This is a genomic window from Micromonospora inositola, assembly GCF_900090285.1.
Classification (GTDB): Bacteria; Actinomycetota; Actinomycetes; order Mycobacteriales; family Micromonosporaceae; genus Micromonospora; species Micromonospora inositola.
In genome coordinates, this window is sequence record NZ_LT607754.1 from 4066366 (window position 1) to 4086923 (window position 20558).

General features: G+C 69.4%; 18 protein-coding genes and 1 pseudogene. 10 read left to right on the top strand and 9 right to left on the bottom strand.

Translation table 11 applies throughout. From position 1 onward, the window contains the following. Window positions 1-349: 349 nt before the first annotated feature. Complete coding sequence (locus GA0070613_RS19480; RefSeq protein WP_089013610.1) at window positions 350-1078, bottom strand: DinB family protein; 729 nt, start codon at window positions 1076-1078, stop codon at window positions 350-352. Window positions 1079-1516: 438 nt separating this feature from the next. Here GA0070613_RS19480 and GA0070613_RS32140 point away from each other — a divergent pair, with 438 nt between their 5' ends. The 3 genes from GA0070613_RS32140 (at window position 1517) to GA0070613_RS33490 (ending at window position 4501) form a co-directional block, all read left to right on the top strand. Next, window positions 1517-2473, top strand: coding sequence for a hypothetical protein (locus GA0070613_RS32140; protein ID WP_157746387.1), 957 nt, complete (start codon window positions 1517-1519; stop codon window positions 2471-2473). Window positions 2474-3158: 685 nt separating this feature from the next. After that, window positions 3159-3836 (top strand): tyrosine-type recombinase/integrase, encoded by a 678-nt coding sequence (locus GA0070613_RS19495; RefSeq protein ID WP_231929273.1) that lies wholly within the window; start codon window positions 3159-3161, stop codon window positions 3834-3836. Between the two features lie 275 nt (window positions 3837-4111). Then, window positions 4112-4501: a VanZ family protein gene (locus GA0070613_RS33490; protein WP_269459056.1), complete on the top strand. Its 390-nt coding sequence runs from the start codon at window positions 4112-4114 to the stop codon at window positions 4499-4501. A gap of 210 nt (window positions 4502-4711) precedes the next feature. Here GA0070613_RS33490 and GA0070613_RS19505 read toward each other — a convergent pair whose 3' ends face one another. Next, entirely contained in the window at window positions 4712-5137 is a 426-nt protein-coding gene (locus GA0070613_RS19505) for a RusA family crossover junction endodeoxyribonuclease (protein WP_089013615.1), read from the bottom strand. Between the two features lie 345 nt (window positions 5138-5482). On the opposite strand from GA0070613_RS19505, the gene GA0070613_RS19510 reads away from it, so the two are divergent. Beyond that, the gene (locus GA0070613_RS19510; protein WP_089013616.1) at window positions 5483-5740 is read left to right on the top strand and encodes a hypothetical protein; all 258 of its coding nucleotides are present in this window, start codon (window positions 5483-5485) and stop codon (window positions 5738-5740) included. 356 nt (window positions 5741-6096) lie between these two features. Next, window positions 6097-6639, top strand: coding sequence for a hypothetical protein (locus GA0070613_RS19515; RefSeq protein ID WP_089013617.1), 543 nt, complete (start codon window positions 6097-6099; stop codon window positions 6637-6639). 30 nt (window positions 6640-6669) lie between these two features. Here GA0070613_RS19515 and GA0070613_RS19520 read toward each other — a convergent pair whose 3' ends face one another. From GA0070613_RS19520 to GA0070613_RS19530, 3 genes are all read right to left on the bottom strand, one after another. Further along, the gene (locus tag GA0070613_RS19520; RefSeq protein WP_231929277.1) at window positions 6670-8595 is read right to left on the bottom strand and encodes a S9 family peptidase; all 1926 of its coding nucleotides are present in this window, start codon (window positions 8593-8595) and stop codon (window positions 6670-6672) included. A 446-nt stretch (window positions 8596-9041) separates the two neighbouring features. Continuing rightward, window positions 9042-10145: a phospho-N-acetylmuramoyl-pentapeptide-transferase gene (gene mraY, locus GA0070613_RS19525; RefSeq protein WP_089013618.1), complete on the bottom strand. Its 1104-nt coding sequence runs from the start codon at window positions 10143-10145 to the stop codon at window positions 9042-9044. A 28-nt stretch (window positions 10146-10173) separates the two neighbouring features. Beyond that, a complete protein-coding gene (locus GA0070613_RS19530) occupies window positions 10174-10797 on the bottom strand; it encodes a DinB family protein (RefSeq protein WP_089016061.1) in 624 nt (207 codons plus the stop codon). A gap of 392 nt (window positions 10798-11189) precedes the next feature. Here GA0070613_RS19530 and GA0070613_RS19535 point away from each other — a divergent pair, with 392 nt between their 5' ends. From GA0070613_RS19535 to GA0070613_RS19550, 3 genes are all read left to right on the top strand, one after another. Then, on the top strand, window positions 11190-11846 hold the full coding sequence (locus tag GA0070613_RS19535) for an ATP-dependent DNA ligase (protein ID WP_231929278.1): 657 nt from the start codon (window positions 11190-11192) through the stop codon (window positions 11844-11846). Between the two features lie 310 nt (window positions 11847-12156). Further along, on the top strand, window positions 12157-13335 hold the full coding sequence (locus GA0070613_RS19545; RefSeq protein ID WP_089013619.1) for a low temperature requirement protein A: 1179 nt from the start codon (window positions 12157-12159) through the stop codon (window positions 13333-13335). Window positions 13336-13446: 111 nt separating this feature from the next. Continuing rightward, window positions 13447-14829, top strand: a complete 1383-nt coding sequence (locus GA0070613_RS19550) for an RNA-guided endonuclease InsQ/TnpB family protein (RefSeq protein WP_269458999.1) — start codon at window positions 13447-13449, stop codon at window positions 14827-14829. Between the two features lie 24 nt (window positions 14830-14853). Here GA0070613_RS19550 and GA0070613_RS19555 read toward each other — a convergent pair whose 3' ends face one another. Continuing rightward, a complete protein-coding gene (locus GA0070613_RS19555) occupies window positions 14854-15345 on the bottom strand; it encodes a hypothetical protein (RefSeq protein WP_089013621.1) in 492 nt (163 codons plus the stop codon). A 25-nt stretch (window positions 15346-15370) separates the two neighbouring features. Between GA0070613_RS19555 and GA0070613_RS32145 the strand changes: the two genes are divergently transcribed. Together GA0070613_RS32145 and GA0070613_RS19560 are read left to right on the top strand one after the other, a co-directional pair. Then, on the top strand, window positions 15371-15520 hold the full coding sequence (locus GA0070613_RS32145) for a hypothetical protein (RefSeq protein ID WP_157746388.1): 150 nt from the start codon (window positions 15371-15373) through the stop codon (window positions 15518-15520). 103 nt (window positions 15521-15623) lie between these two features. Further along, window positions 15624-16492 (top strand): annotated as a pseudogene (locus GA0070613_RS19560) (helix-turn-helix domain-containing protein); the annotation flags it as partial. Window positions 16493-16927: 435 nt separating this feature from the next. Here GA0070613_RS19560 and GA0070613_RS19565 read toward each other — a convergent pair. From GA0070613_RS19565 to GA0070613_RS19575, 3 genes are read right to left on the bottom strand one after another with little or no spacing between them, the layout of a single operon-like run. Then, complete coding sequence (locus GA0070613_RS19565) at window positions 16928-19036, bottom strand: xanthine dehydrogenase family protein molybdopterin-binding subunit (RefSeq protein ID WP_089013622.1); 2109 nt, start codon at window positions 19034-19036, stop codon at window positions 16928-16930. Then, window positions 19033-20025: an FAD binding domain-containing protein gene (locus tag GA0070613_RS19570; RefSeq protein ID WP_089016063.1), complete on the bottom strand. Its 993-nt coding sequence runs from the start codon at window positions 20023-20025 to the stop codon at window positions 19033-19035. Before GA0070613_RS19570 ends, GA0070613_RS19565 begins: the two co-directional genes overlap by 4 nt. Further along, window positions 20022-20519, bottom strand: coding sequence for a 2Fe-2S iron-sulfur cluster-binding protein (locus tag GA0070613_RS19575; RefSeq protein WP_089016062.1), 498 nt, complete (start codon window positions 20517-20519; stop codon window positions 20022-20024). Before GA0070613_RS19575 ends, GA0070613_RS19570 begins: the two co-directional genes overlap by 4 nt. Window positions 20520-20558: the final 39 nt, after the last annotated feature.

A 20558-nucleotide genomic window follows, 5' to 3' on the forward strand; every position in this document is an offset into this window, starting at 1 on the left:
AGGTGTCTCAGGGACGAGACGCCGCCCGCAAGTCAACCTGGCCATGCCGACCCACGTGAATTGATCGAAACACGGTCGGTGCGACTGACCGCTCTGCGACATTGGCGCGGTGTCCGCTTCTGCCGAGATCCGCGCGTTCAGACACTCGCGATTCTCGATGAGGACTATGACTCACGGTGCCAGTGCTGGGTGATCACGGCGGCAGGTTCTCTGCGGTTCGACCGAAATCGCCGCCAGACGTGACCTACCCGTCACGAGTTCAGTGGTGTCAAGATCGATGAGCAGAACCCGAGGGTATCCACATGACCGCGACTGTCACGAAGTACGGCAGCACAGGCTCAGAGTTCGCTCATGAACCCTGTGAAGAACCCTGATGCGACAGTTTGTCCAGGTCACGCTTGCAAAACCGGTGGTGAGCCCATTCCTCGTTGAACACAGTGCCGAGGCATTGCCGCACTGTCCGCCCCTTGGCGTACGGGGGCCATCTGTCGTCGTCCGGGACCGGCGCGGTCTTCGCGAGCTGATCAGGCGTGACCTCGGCCAGCCGTGTCTCGATCTCTGAAGCCTGCCGGACTCGTACGGCGAGCACCTCGTCGAGGCTCGGTTGGGCGGACGGGTCGAGCCCGTCCTCCTGGTCCATGACGAACGGTGGACCCAGTCCCATGGCCGTGAACGGCTCGGTGAGCCCGAGCACGCAGCGTCGGAACCAAGAGTCGTGCACGAAGACAAGGTGGCGCAGGGTTTCGACCATCGACCACTCGCCGTCGACGCCGTGATGTTCGCTGTTCTCGGGCATGGACCGAACTCGCTCGGTAGTCGTCGCCCAATCGTCCCGCAGTTGCCGCCAGGCCTCTCGCAGGTCGTCCGGCTGATCTGAGCGGATCAGCAGCCGTACCGGGTGACGACGGTCGAGCTCCGCCTCGACGTACGACATCACCTCGACCCCGTTGACCACAAGATTGGTGACCAGGCCGTCGATCTCGGCATCCTGCATGACCACGCCGACCATCCGCGCTCTACTCAGGTCGCATTCGCGGAATTCTGCGCCGGTGAGGTCCTCATCGTGGAAGCGTCGCATGCAGACAGGCTAGGTCGCACCGCACACGCCACGCCTGGATCTGCCGCTGGTAAGGCGCGCAAGGGGCATCGATCCTCGACCGGTCTGACGGAAGCTAGGTGTGGGCGCAGTGCGGCTTGTCTGCGAGCTGGTTGCCAGACGTACGGTAAGCGCACAGAGATCTTGGCCGATGCGCGCCGCAACGCCATAAGCCGCACTCCGAGGTAGTCGGGTCAAATGCGGCGTCTCGGCCGGTTGGCAGGGGATTCCGCTGTCGATGCCCGAACGTCATCGAGTGGCAATCGCCGGAGTGGTCAAAGGTTTACGGATCTTGTCCGGTGGCCTGGGCGGCGATGCGTCTGGGACGATGCGGCTCGGCGTGCCATGGCGCTGAATCTGCGTGGCGCGGTGGGTGGACAGTGCTGCTGGGGACGGGGTCGGCGGATGCCTAGGGAAAAGATGTGGGTCGAGTACGAGGACGGCGCGCGTCTGTCGCGATCGGCGAAGAAACCCGGTTCGTTCAGCCCGCTGACCCGTGACGGCGGTACGAACAACCTGGGCCACGTCACCCTCGACCCGATCGACGGAGACGAGATGCCGCATCTAGGACCCAGGGAACGCTCCGAGCTCGAGGACTTCCTGCGCGAGCTGGCTGTCGAGGTGACGCTGATAGCCCTGGAAAGGGCCAGGCCGCACGTCGAGAGGTGGGTGGCCGAAACCGCCGTCCCGGCCGCCACGTCGGCGGTGGCGTCGGCCGTCCCGGCTGTCGGGGCGGCGGTGGCATCGGCCGGCTCCGCTGTCGGGGCGGCGGTGGCATCGGCCGGCTCCGCTGTCGGGTCGGCTGCGGTAACGGCCGGCTCCGCCGTGGGGTCGGCGGTGGCATCGGCCGGCTCCGCCGTGGGGTCGGCTGCGGTAACGGCCGGCTCCGCTGTCGGGTCGACCGTGTCATCAGCGTGGAACAAGGCGACCCGCAAGAAGAAAAAGCGGGTCGTCGCCGTCGAGTCGCACATCGGGGCGGAACCTGCACCAGTGAACCCCGCACCGGTGGAAGCCGGTGTGGTGCTGGAAGCTGCGCCTGTGGAAGCGTCGCATGACGTGGCTGCCGCTATCGAGGCGTACAGGGCTGGTATGAGCCGGGCGGAAGCGCGGAAGCGTATCGTCGTGGCGCTAGCTGCCCGGCTGTTCAGCGAGCAGCAGATCGAGATCGTGCGTAATGCGCGGATCGACGATGACCGCGATACAGCGGAGCTGAATAGCGCCACCCTGGCATTGACGCAGAAGCAGATCGGCGAGAGCGTCCAGCTGATGTTGGAGAGCACCCCTGCTCTGCTCGCCGAAGACGCCATGGCTGACCTGCGGAAAATCCTCGGCCCCGCGCCCGCCGAGGAGGACGGGCAGCCCGAACGACGCATGTGAAGCGTCACGGCCGCCATCTTCAAGTCACTCCACGGCGCTCGCCCAGTCGGCGAGTGCGGATTGCGCCGTACCGGTCGACCAAAGGCCCCGAGCGACCCCGCACACAGTTGCACCGGGATGGCCACCGGTGACGACTCCCGGTCGGTCTCGGCTCCGACCGGGCCGCATCGCCGGCCATAGCCGGACGGTCTGCGTACCGTCGTCCACGTGACCTCGCGGCACGCCACGTCGGAGGACTCGGCCACACCGAGCTGCGGCCACGCCATCATGGCCGGCCGGTGGCCCATCAAAGGCTCGCTGCCGCGCACCTGGGCAGACCCTCGTTAAGCATGGTTGAGGTCCGCTATAAACGTTGAGATTAGCGAGGTCCAGTCAGGCTGCTGCATCCTCACTTGCTGCTCCGCGCTTGCTGGTGTTCATGGCTGCTGGTGACACACCGTGATGTATGGCTGCCTCCTCTTCGTCCGCGTCCGGTGTCATACCTCCCGACCAGCTCGTCATGCGTGCAGCAGTGTCTGCCTTCCTGGGCCGCTATCGCGGCCAGACACGCGTGCATACCGAGTCCGACCTGCGTGTCTTCCTCCGCTGGTGCACCGAGCAAGACCTCGACCCGCTAATCATTCGCCGAGTCGACGTCGAACGATATGTGCGCTGGCTGCAGGACGTCCGCCGGTATCAGCCCTCGATGGTCTCGCGACGCCTGTCCGTGGTGGTCGGCTTCTGCCGGGTCTGCGTCATCGACGCCATCCTCGAACATTCCCCAGCCGACTACGTCCGCCGTCCCACCGTGCCGTCCGAATCACCGACCCTCGGGCTGGGGCACCTGCAGTTCGAGGCCCTGATCACCACCGCCCGGCAGTCCACCAACCCGAACGACTTCGCCCTGATCGCGCTCCTGGGACTGCTCGGTCTGCGAATCTTCGAGGCGTGCGGCGCCAGCATCGGCGACCTGGGCGAGGAACACGGCCACCGCGTCCTGCGCATACACGGTAAGGGCGGCAAGGTCGTGCTCGTCCCGCTGCCACCAGCTGTGGCCCGAGCTATCGACCGGGCCGTCGATGAACGCACCGGCGGACCGATCCTGCGTAACACCGTCGGCGCGCGGATGGACCGGCACGCGGCGACCCGCCGGCTCAAGCATCTCGCCGAAACCGCGGGCATCCGGATGCCGAGGATGCACCCGCACATGCTGCGCCACACGTTCGTGACCACCATGCTCGACGCCGGGGTCAGCCTCCGCGACGTACAGATCGCCGCCCGCCACGCGGACCCCCGCACCACGATGCGCTACGACCGGGCCCGCAAGAACCTCGATCGGCACCCGAACTACATCCTCGCCGCCTACATGGCCTCAGGCACGTGACAGCGACCGACCGGGTTGAGCGACTCTGCCGATGAGCGATCACCCGATCTTGTTGCACGGGATCCACACATTTCGTTGGCGTGGGCTGATGCCCGGCCGAACTATGGTGGTCCACGATGATTCCAGGCGGGTACCTGCGTTGGCTCCCGGTCGTGGCGACAGCGGTGGCTCTCGTCCTGGCCAGCCTGGTCGGCACGCGTCACCTCGTGGCCTGTTACCGGCAGCGCGGCGTCCCAGCGGGGCTGGCGGTCCGGCGGGCACTGGCCACGACGGCCATGGCGGTCTGGACGCTGCCGTGGCTGATAGTGGTCCTCACCCCACTCGACGCCCCCCGAGAGGTTCGGCTAGTGCCGCTGCGCGACCTTATGGAGATCCTCGCCGACCGCCCGCTGACCGCGTTCTTCCAGATCGGGGGCAATCTGCTGGTGTTCGCGGCGGTCGGGTTCGGTCTGGGCATGGGGTGGCAGGTCCGGTTCGCATACGTGGTCGCCGCGGCTGCGGGCATGTCGACCGCGGTGGAAGCGCTGCAGTACGCCCTGGCACTCGGACGCGTCTCGTCGATCGACGACGTGCTGTTGAACGCGACCGGTGCAGGCCTGGCCGTCCTCGCGGCGCGTCGGCTGCCGGTTCCCGATCGCCTGCTGTCCCTACTGCCGCCGCGATGAGCCCCTCCCGGTCACGGAGCCGGACACCCGCCACCGCGTGGCCATCCGCTACCACCGCTGGTCGCGTCGCAGCCGGGCTGGAGTAGCTGCAGCGATTGGAGGTCCGCTGGGGACCATAACGTGGCAGTTATGATCTTGGCGTCCGGATTTGCCGCGATCCGCGCGCTCTGCCGCCGAACCATCGCAGGTGGTCGCGATGCAGGCTAGTCATCAGCCGTCCAGGATTGAAACGCGGACAGAGTAAGAAGCGCTCGCCGCAAGCTCGACGCTGTACGTCACCCGGCGGATCTGGCGGTCGTCTACGTAGAGTGCGACCTCTTGGAGCGCTCCGAGGTGGGAAAGGTCCATGCTGGTTGGGTGACTCTTGTCTTGGAGAACGTCCCCGATTCCACCGAGATAGTTGGTTGCGTCTCCAGGAGGACGGCCTGCCGGCGCTCGAACAACTACATCAAGCGCGATGTCGGCGCTTACTATCGTCCAGCCGACTTGCCGTGACGCTACGGCGGCTGCTTCCAACAGGGCTCGGACACTTCCGTGGTGCTTGTGGCCGGCGGCCAGCATGGATTTGGCCTCATTCTTGAGCGGTGGCCATCCTGGTACGTCGAAGGCGATCTCGAGGGCGCCGTCCGGGTTCATCGGCTCAGTGTCGGCGGATTGACGCGGTATCGGAAGGTCAGACGCCCTCTTCTGCCGCGTTCCGCGCGCCGACCTGGTCGGGATCAGTTGGCGGACGAGCGTCGCGCATTAGTCGACGGAGGACAGACCCAGACCGTGTCTAGTCCCACCAACTGCCGAATTGAGCTCTTTAAGATCAAGGCGCCGCGCAAGCGCGGCGCGACCGTGCCGGCTCGCCGCGTCGCGCTCTGGACCTCCGGCCCGCCGCGCACGCGCCGGCCTGCCGCACCACGGAGGGGTAAAGATTCATGCTGGGATACTGAACCCGTGACCGCTACGCGAACGCCCAGCGACGACGGCCCACCAGTGTCCATCGTCATCTACCCGGCGTCCGGCGGCTGGCGGCACTCCACGCTCACCAAACGAGGCACGCAGATGTGCGGACGGCTGTCCGGTATCCCCGCCGATGCTGACCCCGACACCGCCAAAGACGCTGCCACCGGGATGGTGGCAAGCCTCGACGCCTGCTTCTTCCATCTGGGACTCGACGTGATCTGGCAGCCCGACGAACAGCCAGGCTGGTGGACAGGCAGCGTATATCGCATCAACGGCGAACCGATCTGAAGTATCCGCCGACACATCGGGCTTAAGGCGGCCCGCAAGCGGGCCGCGCCGGCCCGGCCCCGGCCTGCTGGCGACCTCCGGCCGGCATCGGCCGAGCCGGCCGGCCACGCTTGAGACGACCAGGATCTAGAAGACCTCGGGGCTCCGCCCCGAACCCCGGCCCTCCTCAGAGATCCAGCCGCTGATCCCCTCGCCGGGCACCCCAAGGGCTACCAGCCTCCCCGGACGGAGCCAAGGTCGTTCGGCTGGTGAGGCGCTCCACCTTGTCCCCGTCCGGGGAGGCTGGACGGTCTGGCGACTGCCCGACGAGGAGATCCGCTAGACCGCCGTCGCTGTACTTGCCTTACCCTCAGCGGATGCCTCAGCAGGTCTTTGGCCGCTTCGCTGTAGTCGGGGTAGTGCTGGTCGGTGTTGTGGCGCTGTGTGGACTGACCGTGCAGGGGCTCAGCAAGACGGCTAGCCCGGCGGAGGAAGTCGAGTGCATAGAAAGCGATCACCGGTTGGCCGAGCAGCTGGCACGAGATCCTGCACTGACCTCGTCTCCACCCGGCACCACCCTCGACCGCATCGAACAGTTCCCGTGCGGCGATGACAGCGACCCAACGGCGCGGTACGTTACGGCGGACATCGGCTTGCCGCCGGGCACGTCAATGGACTCGGTCCTTGACCACTACCGCACCTTGTTGACGGCGGGTCATTGGAGGATCGCCCCGGAGCCAGGAGAGTGGAATCTGCTCTGCGCCGACGGGGCAACGAACGGGCAGCAGGTCCGGCTACTCCTTGGGTATGGACGTGCTGCGCCGGGCCCCCACACCTACGGCGAGCTCGCGATTGAGATCAGCTTTCCGCCCGCTGGGGAGGAGCGCCTGGACTGGCGCTGCTCCGATAACCGGGGGTGACCCACATCGGCCGGGCGGGCGGCCGTTGGGTCATTCGAGCCACCGGTCGAACCATGCGCGGGTGCGGCGGAGTACGTCGAGTTGGTGGTTGCGTTCGCGGATCGAGTGGTTCTCTCGGGGATATACGACGTACTGGTGCTCGACTCTGAACCTGCGTAGCGCGCGGTGGAAGAACTCCGCCTGTGATACCGGAACGTTGGTGTCGTTCTCGCCGTGCAGGATCAGCACCGGCGTGCGGACCTTGGAGGCGTACGAGATCGGGCTGAGCCGGTCGTGGCGGTGTGGGCCCGTTCCTTCCCAGCCGCTGCTGCCGCCGAGGGCGGACTCGAACGGCCCATCTTCTCCGGTTGCGGCGAGCATTCCCCAGTCGCTGATTCCGGCTCCCATCACGGCGGCCTTGAACCGGTCGGTCTGCCCGACCGCCCATGCGGCCATGAAACCGCCGTGGCTCCAGCCGCCGATGCCCAGCCGGTCGGGGTCGGCGACGCCGTCGGCGATGAGCAGGTCGATGCCGGCGCAGATGTCGGTCCACTCGTCCAGGCCGACCGCGCCGGCGACGCGCACCGCGAAGTCGTGGCCGTGCCCTTGGCCGCCGCGCGGGTTCGGCAGGAACACGGCGTAGCCGGCGGTCGCCAGCCACTGGCCGGACGGGTCCCAGCCGAGCATGAGCCGGTCGGCGTGCCGGTCGTACGGGCCGCCGTGGACCAGTGTCACCAGTGGAAAGGGCCCGTCGGTGTGGGACCGGCCGGCGGGCAGGATCAGCAGGCCGTCGAGGGCCAGCCCGTCGGATGCCTCGTATGACAGGCGTTCCTGGACACCCCACCGGATGTCGCGGAGTTCGGGCCTGAGGTCGGTCAGCCTCGTCACCGGCCCGCAAGTGGGGCCAGCGTGGACGTTTCCGGGCTCGTAGGACGTGCTGACCACCGCCGCGACGACTTCACCGTGCCGGTTTGTGGTCAACAACGTCGCGAGGCCGTCGACCCGGGACACCTCGACGAGGGTGGGCCCGACCGGATCGAGCCGGTGGATCGCGGTATCGAGCCCGTCGACGACCAGCGCCAGTGGCGGACCGGTGTCGACCTGAACCAGGTTGCTCGGGCAGCCGGTCGTGCCGGCGGTCAGGTTGCAGTGCTCGCCCACCGGCCCGTTCACCGGCACGGCGACATCGAGAACCGCATGTCCGCCCACCAGACCTGGCGGGGTCTTCGCGACATATGCCAGGTGCCAGCCGTCGTCGGCGGGCCACCAGACGAGCGACGACGCGTCCGCTGCGGCCGGGCCGAGGTCCCGCGTCACGCCGCTGCCCGGATCGAGGAGGTGGAGACCGGGCTCCACCAGGCCCGGGTCCACGTCGGGGGTCGACCAGGTCAGGACCGCCAGCGTTCCATCGTCGGGCCGCTGGGCCACCTCGACGACATGGCGATCGCCGAACGCATCCGGTGTCCGGATCTCGCGGCTCCGTACGTCGAGCAGCCGCAGCCGGTCCGGGCGTACGCGTTCACCCCACACCCGAGCGTCGTCGCGCTCCCTGTCCCGACGTTCGTCCTCAGCGGACGGTTCATCGGCTGCGATCACCACGACCAGGTCCGGATCGGCCAGTGGGAGGTGACCTGACACCCCACCGGCCCAGCACGTGACCGCCTCCACGACACCATCGACCAGCCCCACCCGGTGCAGTTGCGCCGTGCCACGCTCGGCCCGGTCGGAGAGAAAGTAGATCAACAGCGAATCCCCGGCCCACCGCGGCGCTGAATCGTACGCCTCACCCGAAGTCAATCGTCGCGGAGACCCGGTCCCGTCAACGGCGGCGACCCAGAGTTCGCTGACCGGATGATCACCAGCCCGCCCGACCGGGGCGACCACGTAGGCGACCCACTTGCCGTCCGGCGACAGCGCCAATGCCTGCGCAACACGACCATCAACCACCAACTCGGCGGTGAGCTGTGCACGGGCCACCGACGCACAGTACCGATCAACTACTACGGCGGCCAACCGCTGCCGGAACACGCCGCAGCATGGCTGCGGCGTCCTCGCAGGCCGTCCCAATCTCGACAACAACGCCAGAGGGAACGATCTCGCTGCTTGATCGGATGCGCATATCTGCCGCAGACCGCGCGCCCAGGGGCAGTGCGCCGCTGAACTACGTGTCACGCGAGTAGTGGCTGCATGCAACTCAAGCAGCGACTGAACCAGCTCGGTATCCGACCCAACCAGGCCCGCAGCACCGCACTATTCCAACTCGCCACCGAAATCCCCGCAGCAATCCGACGTCAGCAACCGCTCAGTCCGCAACGAGCTGATCCCACCGACCAACGCTGACGGCGATGTTGGCACCCCGGTGGGGAACCAGGCTGCCCGGCGGATCACCGTCGGTGGCACGACACAGGCTTGTCGCGTGGCTTTTATCCAACGACCGCCAAGAAATCCGAGTAGAACAGGCCCAGGCCGACCGCCACGCAGACGCCGGCCACGATCCAAAACCGGACCACAATATTGACCTCACTCCATCCGGCCAACTCGAAGTGGTGGTGCAACGGCACCATCCGGAAGACACGTCTACCGGTGGTCCGGAACGAGACGATCTGGATCACCCAGGTCGTCGTGATGATGACGAAGAGCCCGCCGATCATGATCGAAAGCAGCGTGGTGCGGGTTGCCACCGCGAGCCCGCCGATCAGGGCGCCGAGCCCGAGCGAGCCCACGTCACCCATGAAGATCCGCGCCGGGGACGTGTTCCACCACAGGAAGCCCACGCAGGCGCCGGCCGCCGCCGCCGCGATCATGGCGATCTCCAGGGGATCCCGGACCTGGTAGCAGTAGTCGTTCACGCGGCCGTACGCGTCGTCGGCGCACCAGTGCCGGTACTGCCAGAAGCCGATCAGCGCGTACGCGCCGAACACCAGGATCGACGCGCCGGTGGCCAGGCCGTCGAGGCCGTCGGTGAGGTTCACGCCGTTCGACATCGCCATGATCACGAAGACGAAGACCATGACCGCGCCGACCTTGCCGACGTCCAGCCAGCTGATGTCGCGAATGAGCGAGATGTGCTCGCTGGCCACGGTCTGGCCGTTGGTGCTCGGCACGTAGAGCGCGGCGATGCCGAACCCACCGCCGACGATCGCCTGGCCAAGCAGCTTGCCTTTGGCGGACAGTCCGTCGGAGTTGCGCCAGCGCACCTTGAGGAAGTCGTCGAAGAAGCCGACCGCGCCGCAGAAGACGAACAGCCCGAGCAGCACCAGGGCCGTCATGGTCGGCCCCTCCTGCGCGATCTGCCGCTCGGGCAGGGTGGTCAGGGCGATATGCCCGGCGACGTAGGCGAAGACGGTCGCCACGATGAAGACGACGCCGCCCATCGTGGGCGTGCCCTTCTTGCCCTGGTTGCTGGCGAGCCCGATGGATCGGATCGGCTGGCCGGCCTTGAGCGCGGTGAAGACGCGAATCGCCACCGGCGTGCCGAACAGGGAGATGATGAACGCGACCGCGGCCGCGACGATGACCGCCCTCACGGGCGAACCTCCACGAGATCCGGATTTCTCACGGCGCAGTCCCCACCGGGCAATGCGTGTCGGATAGGTCGGCATGATGCGAGCCGCCGGCCGCCTCCTGCGCAGCCCGCTCGATCTTCGCCCAGTACGCCTCCCGGGCCGCCGTGTCGATCTGCTCCTCGTACTCAGCCCTCACCCCGGTCCGGCCATCGAGCTGCTCACGCAGGATGTCGGCGTGTCCGGCATGCCGGGTGGTCTCCTGAAGGACGTGGACCATGATGTTGAACAGCTTGACGTCCGGCCGCGACCACCACGGCACGTGGCCAGGCGCGTCGACGGGAAGCTCTTCGATCGTCGCGTCCGCATGCCCCCAGGCACGCTGATAGAAGTCGATGATCTGCTCGCGGGTCTCGCCCGGGGTCACCCACAGGTCGCTGCCGTCCGCGTCCTGCCATCGCCCCAGCGGCTCCGGGAACGGGCGGCCGAAGACCTCACCGAAATACCAGGCCTCCAGGGTCGCCAAGTGCTTCACCAGGCCAAGGAGGTTGGTCCCCGTCGCTGTCAAAGGACGCCGGACGTCGTACTCGGACAGGCCCTCGAGCTTCCAGACCAGCGCCTGACGTATCGACCTGAGCTGGCCGTGCAGATCGTCCTTAGCGAAATCATCGATCACGAGGCACGATCTTGCCATCCGACGGAAAGCGGAGCAGCCCTGGACCTCACAGCGCCGTGGTTCGTAACTCGCCGACCCGAGGCCGACGACGATCTTGCAGCGCCAGGCCCGAGGTTCAACTTGTGTCCGAAGCCGCGGAGATAGCCATACGACAGGCATTCGGACAGTTCCGATAACCGACGTCACCTTTGACATCACGCGAGCTGTGCGGGCCTTCGTCCCGCCCGGTGCGGTGCTCGACGGGGAACTGGTGGTCTGGGAGCGCGGACGGACGAACTTCGCCCTGGTGCAGCGGCGGGTCACCGCTGGCCGAGGGCTGCTGCGCGAAGCCCGTGAGCACCCGGCCTACTACGTCACCTTCGACCTGCTGGTCGATGCTGGCGGAGAGCCGGGTGCTCGACGCTCCGCTTGTCGAGCGTCGTGCCCGGCTGGTGCGGTTGCTCGACGGTGCCCCGCCGCAGCTGGCGGTCACCCCGCAAAGCCCCGACGTCTCCGAGGCCAGTGAATGGCTGACCACCTGGACTGCGGCCGGCGTGGAAGGCGTCGTGATCAAGCGGCTGGACAGCCGCTATGAGCCTGGCCGGCGAGGGTGGGCGAAGTTCCGCGCCCGTGCCACCACGGAGGCGATCATCGGCGGCGTCACCGGCAGCATCCGCAACCCCGACACACTTCTCCTCGGCCGGTTCGACCGGCGCGGTCGGCTGCGATACACGGGCCGCACGCACCCGCTTGCCACGCCTCAGCGTCTGAAGCTGGCGAGACTGCTGTCGCCGCCACGTCCGACCGACCGCGGCGTTGTCACCCATCCCTGGCCCGATCCGCTACCGGCCGCATGGTCCGGCCAGTTCGAGCGGCCCGAGCCGCTGCGCTACGCCCAAGTCGAGCCGACTGTGGTGGTGGACATTGAGGTGGACACGGCCTACGAGCACCACCGGTGGCGTCACCTGGTCCGGTACGCGCGGCCCAGGCCGGACCTGTCGGTGTACGACGTGCCGCTGATCCTCGGCGAAGGCGAAGACCCGTTCTCCGATTACGCGTGCAGCGCCTGAACCAAGTAGACCGGCAGGCCAACCGGCAGCTCCTCCCAACCGCCCAGTTCACGCAGCTGCCCAGAGCCGGCCACTTCATCGCGCTCGAAAGGCCAGACGCCCTGGCCGACCTTCTCACCACGGCTTGAGGACTTGTTTGAGCGACGGAATTGGCGGCGAAGGCTGGAAGGAATCACAGGCCCCGACCGTCGCCCGTCGTGTGTGACACGGCCGATCGGCCCCAGGTAACGGCGGCACATCCGTACCACCAGCCTTGCTGGCTGGTACGAATGCTTCACGGGCTGACAAAGCGGCAGAAGCGGGCGAACCGATGACCACGAGTAGGGCAGTAGGACTGCTGCGGAGACCCGAGGAACCGCGGGCGGGGTTCCTCGAGCTGTTCTTCGATCTGGTGTTCGTCTTCGCGCTCGCAACGCTCTCGCGCGGGCTGGTGGAGCAGCTGACCTGGAGCGAGGCCTTTCAGACGCTGGTGTTGCTGCTCGCCCTGTGGGGTGTCTGGAGCCGTACGGCGGGGCTGACCGATCGGTTGGACCCGCAGCAACCGCTGATACAGGTGCTGGTCATGGCGACCATGTTCGGCATTCTGGTCATGGCCGCCGCAGCGCCTGAGGCGTTCCGCGAGCGAGGCCTGCTCTTCGCAGGCGTGTACGTCGCCACCGAGATCGGTCGCTTCATCGTCCTGGTGTTCATGCTGTCGGGCCACGAGGCGCAGCGGCTGTTTATGCGACTACTCTTCTGGTCCGGCGTGTCCGCGGTGCCGTGGATCGCGGGCGCTGTCGCTCACGAGACGGCGCGGGCCGTGCTGTGGACCGTGGCGGTGGCCGTGGAATATGCGGCAATCGCACTCGGCTTCCCCACACCACGGCTGGGCCGCGCGAGCACGGCGGAGTTCGCGGTCTCCGGCGAGCACCTGGCCGAGCGCTACCAGCAGCTGTTCATCATCGCGCTCGGTGAGCTGATCCTGGTCACCGGGCTGACCTTCAGGGGCAGCGGGTTCGGGGCCGGCAGCAGCGCCGCGACGGCGATAGCGTTCGCCACCACCGCGCTGCTGTGGCGAATCTACATCCACCGTGCCGGGCAGCTGCTGGCGGAAGCCATCGCCGCGGCCTCCGACCCGGTCCGCGTTGCTACGTTGGCGGTAGTCGCCCACCTGGTGATGGTCGCCGGCATCCTCGCCGTCGCCGTCGGCGACGAGCTTGTCATCGAGCACCCGTTCGGGCACACCGACCCTGCCCTGATCGCCGTGATCCTCGGCGGACCCGCGCTGTTCCTGGCCGGACGCGCCCTCTTCGAGTACGGGGTGTTCAGCCGGGTGTCCCGCAACCGGCTGATCGGGGTCGGAGTGCTCGCCGCCATCTCACCGACAACGATCTTCCTGCCGCCGCTGGTGGCCGCCGCCGCCGCTGCCCTCGTCCTGGCCGGAATCGCCGTATCCGACGCAGCCCGCGCCCGAGGACGCCCACCCGAGCCGCCCTCACCACCCCGCTAGTGCTATGACCACAAACGTTGGCCGGGATGGTTCGGTTGGGTGAAAGTGTCGGAGGGGTGGTGTTGGCTTCGGTTCGTGCCTCGTCGTCGGGATCCCGCCGCGCCGCGGGTCGTGCATCGCACCGCATTCGTCGGGTTGCGGCTCACGCCAGGCCAGCGGCGGCGGTGTTTCGGGCTGCTGCGCTCCGCCGGTGATGTGTGGGCGTGCGTGTTGGAGGTGAACGCGTGGCGGCGCCGACGCCACGACGCGCCGCTGGTCGGCTATCAGCAGTTGTGTGGGGAGTTGGCGGCGTCGGGGCCGGGCACGTTCGCCGAACTGGACACCACGGGTGCCCGGTCGGTGTTGCGCCGGTTCTCCGATGCGTGGTTCGCGGCGGCGAAACGCCGCAAGGACGGTGACGTGTCGGCGCGGTTCCCGCGTCGTCGGCGGGCGTTGGTGCCGGTGCGCTGGTATCACGGCACGTTCACCCTCGACGGACTTCGGGTGCGGATCCGGACCGCGAAAGGCACGTCGCCGTTGTGGGTGCGTTTGGCGCGGGAGGTGCCGTATCCGGTCGAGCAGGTCCGGTCGGTCACCCTGCGGTGTGAGGGTGGTCGGCTGTTCCTCGACGTGACCGCTGAGGTGCCGGTGGCGGTCTACCCGCCCGGCGAGGAACCGGACCCCGGCAGGGTGGCGGGGGTGGACCTGGGGATCATCCACCCCTACGCCGTGGCCGGCCCCGACGGCGAAGGGCTGCTGGTGTCGGGGCGGGCGATCCGCGCCGAACACCGCATGCACCTGGCCGACACCAAATCCCGCCACCGCGCCGTCTCACGCCGGGCACCGAAGCCGGGTCAGAAGGGGTCACGCCGGTGGCGGCAGTACCGCCGTCGGGCCCGCCTGGTGCAGGGTAGGCACCGGCGGCGGGTGCGTCAGGCCCAGCACGAAGCCGCCCGCACGGTCGTCTCGTGGGCGGTGCGGCAGCGGGTCGGTGTCCTGCACGTCGGCGACCCCCGCGGGGTGCTCGACATTCCTGCTGGGCGGCGGCACAACCTGCGGTTGCGGCAGTGGCAGATCGGCCGGCTTCTGCAGGTCCTCACCGACAAGGCCACCCTCGCCGGCATCAGTGTTCGGCTGGTCGACGAACGTGGCACGTCCTCCACCTGTCCCGCCTGCCACCGGCGGGTGCCGAAACCTCGTGGGCGGACGTTGTCCTGCCCGCACTGCGCATTTTCCGGTCACCGTGACCTCGTTGCGGCGGCCAGCATCGCCACCCGTGTTCCGGGCGGCGGATCCACCACCCCGGCAGCGGTTGTGCTGCCGGAGGTGGTCACGCACCGTCGAGCCGGCCGGCACCTGCCCGGTGCCGGCCGGTCCCGACGTGACCCCCGCCGCCCACCCGGGGCGGCGCGAGGATCAGTTGGCCCGCGGAGGCCCGCCCCACCACCCGGTGGGGAGTCGCTCGCCCCCACGGCGAGGATCCATGACACCCACCGGAAACCCGGTGAACGTTAGTGGACACCGCACTAGCCAGATGCGTCACCCACCTCCCCGAGACTGCTCTGTCAGCAGCACCTCGACCGCCTCGGTGGGTGTGTGCGTGAGCAGCCGCGCTCCGTCGTGTTCGTCGAGGAACGCCGCGAGGGCGTCGACTGGCGCGGCCGCCATCAGCGGGTGGTCATCGGGTCGCGGGGCGAAGGTCGCCAGCAGCGCGGCGCGCAGCCCGGCGTCGAGCAGAGGCATCACGTACGGCTCCCGGGCGTCCGGCTCGAACTCCTCTGGACAGGTGCCGCGCAGGAACATGAGGGACGACACCCGCTGGGTGGCGCTGGGCGGGTCGCCGTCGGCGGTCACGATCGTGCCGAGGCGGAGGCCGGGCGCCAAGTCGACGAGGACGCCCAGGAGATCAGTCTCCTTGCAGTTCCACCATCGCCTGACCTCGTCGTCCGGCACGTCGTCGTAGATCGCGACGAGCCACAGGTCCTGAAGCCAGCCCCGCACGCCCGCCCGCTGACCGCCCGCCGACTCCACTCAGGGAGCGTACGGCCGCACCGACATGCCGGAGCGAACCGCGGACGGCGGCCGGTGGTTCGACGCAGGTCCGCAGCGCACAGCCGTGCCGTACGGCTTCGTGGTCGGCCCGAATAGCGAGTTCGGCATCCCGGGCGCTCGCGTGGCCTACCTGCATGCGTTGGTGGAAGGCTGACGAGCGCTGTGGACAGCCACCCAGGGCGGCGAAGGGGTACGGTCGATGGCGGTGGCCCGCCGGGGTTGAGGCCGGCCGAGCCGCCGCCGTGGGGAGCGGCGCAATGGCACCATCCGTCGACCCACGTTTCGGCGCAGCCCTGCGCGAGTTCCGAGAGCGGCGCGGACTGTCCCTGCGATCTCTCGGGCAGCTTGCCCATCGAAGCAAGAGTCACCTGCATGAGCTGGAGCACGGACTCAAGGCTCCCACCGCCGATACCGCGCGCCATCTGGATCGGGTTCTCAACGCCGGCGGGGAGCTCGCTCGCTTGGTCGATGCGCCGGTCGACCATGCTGCTGAGGCCGCCGAGCTGCGACTGAGGATCGCCGGCAGCGATGTCAGTACAGAGGCGTGCTCACCCAAGGTGACTATCGCAAGGCGCTCGACCTTTCCCGGCAGGCCCAACGAGTCGCGCCGCTGGGCAGCTCCGCCCACATCCAGGCCACCGCTCAGGAGGCACGCGCGTGGGCGCGGATGGGTGACGTTCTTGAGACCCGGCGAGCCTTGGACCGAGTGGAGCGGCTGACGGCGAACCTGCCAGTTCCTGAGCGAGCCGAGCACCACTATCGCTACGACCCGGCCAAGGCTGCCGCCTACACAGCTACCACACTGGCCTGGGCGGGCGACCCGGGTGCTGAGCAGGTCGCCCGGGCTGTGCTTGCCGAATTGGACCCGGACGGTGATGGTGGGGCACGGCCACGCCGGTCCGCGTCGGCCCGCTTGGACCTCGGCCTTGCCCTGGTCGCCGCCGGCCAACCTGATGAGGCGACCGCTCTCGCTGCGGAGGCTGTCGCGTCCGGACGGGTGGTGCCGTCGAACTGGTGGCGGGCGGCCGAGCTGTTGGCGAGGGTGGAACAGGCCGGGGTGCCTGAGGCCGTGACCCTGCGCGAGCTGTGCGACGAGTACGCCCCTTGTCGTCGGCCGACAGCGGACGGAGCAGCCCGTAAGCGGACAGTTGCCCTCTGGATCGACGGTGAACGCCGGGTGACGCTTTCCTCCATTGAGGAGGGCGTGGGACGTCGCAACGTCGTTCGTTGATGGCGGGTTCGCACCCTGAGCGGAGGGAGCGGACCCGACAGCCGGAGGCCGGCGGTGAGTCGGTTGACCACTCGGTGACGGCACCGTTCGGGGGGCGCGGCGAGTGAGCACACACGGGCCGGTGCTGCAGATCTGGAGCTGCGGCGGCTGCGCGGCGCCCTGGCCGTGCCCGACCCACCGGCGTTTGCTCGGCTGGCTGAGGTGAGCATCCTGCGGCGCGGCGACGAGAAGCCAGCAGTACAGCAGTGAGGTACAGCAACCGTGCCAGCTATTTGAGCAGGATCGATGGGGTGAACTGGACCATCCGCAATCCCGCTGGCGACAGCCAAGTCACCGCGTGGGCGTAGGGTCCAGCAGCTTGTCGAGCCGGACGGGCAGGTCCCGGACCCGCACCCCGGTTGCGTGGTGCACGGCGTTGGTGATCGCGGCGGCCGTGCCCACGATGCCGATCTCGCCCAGCCCCTTCACCCCGGCCGGGTTGACGTCGGGGTCCTCTTCCGGCAGCCAGTACGCCTCGATCCGCTCCACGTCCGCGCAGACGCTGACGTGGTACATGGCGAAGTCGTGGTTGACCCAGTCGCCGTACCGCTCGTCGAGCACGCCCTCCTCGTGCAGCGCCATCGACATCCCCATCGTCATGCCGCCGATGAGCTGGCTGTGGGCGGTGGTGGGGTTCACCACCCGGCCCGCGGCGAAGACGCCGAGCAGGCGGGGCACCCGGATCTCGCCGGTGTCCGCGTCGACGCGCACCTCGGCGAACTGGGCGCCGTACGCGTACCGGGCCAGCGGGCGTTGCGCCTTGACCTCGTCGGCGGTGTTCGCCTCGACGGTCAGCCCGTCGGCGGGCACCGCCCCACCCGGGGCGTCCCGGAGCCGGTCGCGCAGCCCCTCGCAGGCCCGGATCACCGCCCAGCTCCACGAGGAGGTGCCCATCGAACCGCCGGCCACCCCGGCCGGCGGTAGGTCGCTGTCGCCCACCCGGATCGTCACCCGCTCCACGGGTACGCCCAGCGCGTCCGCCGCCACCAGCCACAGGGCGGTACGGGCGCCGGTGCCGATGTCAGTCGCGTTGATCCGTACGTCGAAGGTGCCGTCCGGGGCGGCGGTGGCCGCCGCGGCCGCCGCCCGGGCCCGGGCCGGATAGCTCGACCCGGCCACGCCCGTGCCGACCAGCCACCGCCCCTCGCGGCGGGCCCCCGGCGTGGGGTCGCGGTCGGCCCAGCCGAACCGGCGCGCCCCCTCGCGCAGGCAGGCGACCAGGTTGCGGCTGCTGAACGGCTGCCCGCCGTCGGGATCGGCGGTCGGGTCGTTGCGGACCCGCAGCTCGACCGGGTCGACGCCGCACGCCGTCGCCAGCTCGTCCATCGCGGACTCCAGCGCGTACGCGCCCGGGCACTCGCCCGGCGCGCGCATCCAGAACGGGGTCGGCACGTCCAGCCGGACCAGCCGGTGGGTGGTGCGCCGGTGCCGCCCGGCGTACATGCTGCGGGTGTAGACGGCGGTCTGTTCGGCGAACTCGGTCAGCGTCGAGGTCTGGCTGATCGCGTCGTGGCAGACCGCGGCGATCCGGCCGTCGGCGTCGGCGCCGAGCCGGACCCGCTGGATGGTCGGGGTCCGGTACCCGATCGGGCCGAAGAGCTGCTGGCGGGTCAGGGCCAGCCGGACGGGCCGGTCCACCTGCCGGGCGGCCAGCGCGGCGAGCACCACGGCCGCCTTGGCGTACCCCTTGCTGCCGAAGCCGCCGCCGACGTGCTCGGCGACCACCCGGACCGACTCCCGGGGCAGCGCGAACAGCTCGGCGAGGGTCGCCTGCACCGGGGAGGAACCCTGGTTGGAGTCCTGCACCAGCAGCCGCCCGTCCCGCCATCGGGCGGTGGTGGCGTGCGGCTCCATCGGGTTGTTGTGGTAGGCCGGGGTGCGGTAGGTGGCGTCGATCCGCACCTCGGCGGCGGCGAAGCCGGCGTCGAAGTCGCCCTCGGCGGTGTCCGTCGGAAAGCCCGGGTTGACCGTGTCCGGCCGGTACAGCCCCGGGTGATGTTCCGAGAGCACGGTGCTGTGCGGCTCGCTGTCGTAGTCGATCCGGACCAGCCCGGCCGCCTCCCGGGCCGCCTCGATGGTCTCCGCCACCACGACGGCGACGAACTGCCCGCGATAGTGCACGGTCGGCTCCTGGAGCAGGAACAGGTCCGCGTCCACCCCGGGCGTCAGGCGGGGCGCGTGGCCGTGGTGCAGCACGTCGAGCACCCCGGGCAGGGCCAGCGCCGGGGCCGCGTCGACCCGGACGATGCGGCCGCGCGCCGCGGTCGCCGGCACGGCCCAGCCGTACGTCACGTCCTCGACCGGGTACTCGACCGCGTACCGGGCCGCCCCGGTGACCTTGTCCCGGCCCTCAAGCCGGGGATGTCCCCGGCCCACCGCGCCGACCGCCGGCGCGCTCACGGCCGTACCGGTCCGGCCAGGCCGGTCAGCGCGCGGACGGTGAGGTTGCGGATCAGCGGCACCTTGAACGCGTTGTGCCGCAACGGGCGGGCCGCGGCGAGCTCGGCGTCCGCGGCCCGGGCGGCGAGCTCGGCGGTGAACGGCCGGCCGCGCAGCAGCTCCTCCGCCCGGTACGCCCGCCACGGCCGGTGCGCGACCGCGCCGTACGCCAGCCGGACGTCGCGGACCACGTCCCCGTCCAGGTCGAGCGCCGCGGCCACCGAGCCGACCGCGAACGCGAACGAGGCCCGGTCGCGCACCTTCAGATATGTGGACCGCCGGGTGAACGACAGCGGTGGGACCCGTACCGCGGTGATCAGCGCGCCGCGGGGGAGGGTGGTCTCCCGTTCGGGGTGGTCGCCGGGCGTCCGGTGCAGCTCGGTGAGCGGCACGTCGCGGGGGCCGTCCGGCTCGCGTACCTCCACCATGGCGTCCAGCGCGACCAGGGCGACCGCCAGGTCCGACGGGTGGGTCGCCACGCAGCGTTCGGACCAGCCGAGGATGGCCAGCTCGCGGTTCTGTCCGTGCAGCGCCGCGCAGCCCGCGCCGGGCTCCCGCTTGTTGCACGCCTTTGCGGTGTCCTGGAAGTAGCCGCAGCGGGTGCGTTGCAGCAGGTTGCCGGCGGTGGTGGCCATGTTGCGCACCTGCCCGGAGGCGGCGGCGAGCAGGGCCCGGGTGAGCAGCGGGTAGTCCCGCCGGACCAGCGGGTGCGCCGCGAGGTCGCTGTTGCGCACCGTGGCGCCGATCCGCAACCCGCCGTCCGGCCCGGGTTCCACCGTGTCCAGCGGCAGCCCCGTCACGTCCACCAGCAGGCCCGGCCGTTGCACGCCGAGCTTCATCAGGTCCACCAGGTTGGTCCCGCCGCCCAGGTACGCCGCCCCCGGGTCCGCGTCGAGCAGTGCGACCGCCTCCGCGACGTCGACGGGCCGGTGGTAGCGGAAGGCTCTCACCGGGACGCCGCCGCCGCGCGGATCGCGGTCACGATGTTCGGGTACGCGGCGCAGCGGCACAGGTTGCCGCTCATCCGTTCCCGCACCTCGTCGTCGGTCAGCTCCACGGGCCCGTCGAGGTCCCCGGTCACCGCGCTGGGCCAGTCCCGGGTCACCTCGTCGAGCATCCCGCGGGCGGAACAGAGCTGGCCGGGGGTGCAGTAGCCGCACTGGAACGCGTCGTGTGCGACGAAGGCGGCCTGGAGCGGGGAGAGCCCGTCCGGTCCGGCGAGTCCCTCCACGGTGGTCACCTCCCGACCGTCCAGGGTGACCGCCAGGATCAGGCAGCTCTTCACCCGCCGGCCGTCGAGCAGCACCGTGCACGAGCCGCACTGGCCGTGGTCGCAGCCCTTCTTGCTGCCGGTCAGGCCGAGCCGTTCCCGCAGCGCGTCCAGCAGGGTGGTCCGGTGGTCCAGGGTCAGGTCGTGGCCGACGCCGTTGACGGTGAGGGCGATCCGGCTCGACCACTGGTCGTCCGCCGGATTCCCGCTCTC

Coding starts and splice junctions, on each gene's coding strand:
- GA0070613_RS19505 (WP_089013615.1), bottom strand. CDS start 5,137: ATGAACCCGGACGGCGCCCTCGAGATCGCCTTCGACGTACCAGGATGG.
- GA0070613_RS19515 (WP_089013617.1), top strand. CDS start 6,097: ATGCCTCAGCAGGTCTTTGGCCGCTTCGCTGTAGTCGGGGTAGTGCTG.
- GA0070613_RS32140 (WP_157746387.1), top strand. CDS start 1,517: ATGTGGGTCGAGTACGAGGACGGCGCGCGTCTGTCGCGATCGGCGAAG.
- GA0070613_RS19545 (WP_089013619.1), top strand. CDS start 12,157: ATGACCACGAGTAGGGCAGTAGGACTGCTGCGGAGACCCGAGGAACCG.
- GA0070613_RS19495 (WP_231929273.1), top strand. CDS start 3,159: ATGGTCTCGCGACGCCTGTCCGTGGTGGTCGGCTTCTGCCGGGTCTGC.
- GA0070613_RS33490 (WP_269459056.1), top strand. CDS start 4,112: ATGGCGGTCTGGACGCTGCCGTGGCTGATAGTGGTCCTCACCCCACTC.
- GA0070613_RS32145 (WP_157746388.1), top strand. CDS start 15,371: ATGCCGGAGCGAACCGCGGACGGCGGCCGGTGGTTCGACGCAGGTCCG.
- GA0070613_RS19480 (WP_089013610.1), bottom strand. CDS start 1,078: ATGCGACGCTTCCACGATGAGGACCTCACCGGCGCAGAATTCCGCGAA.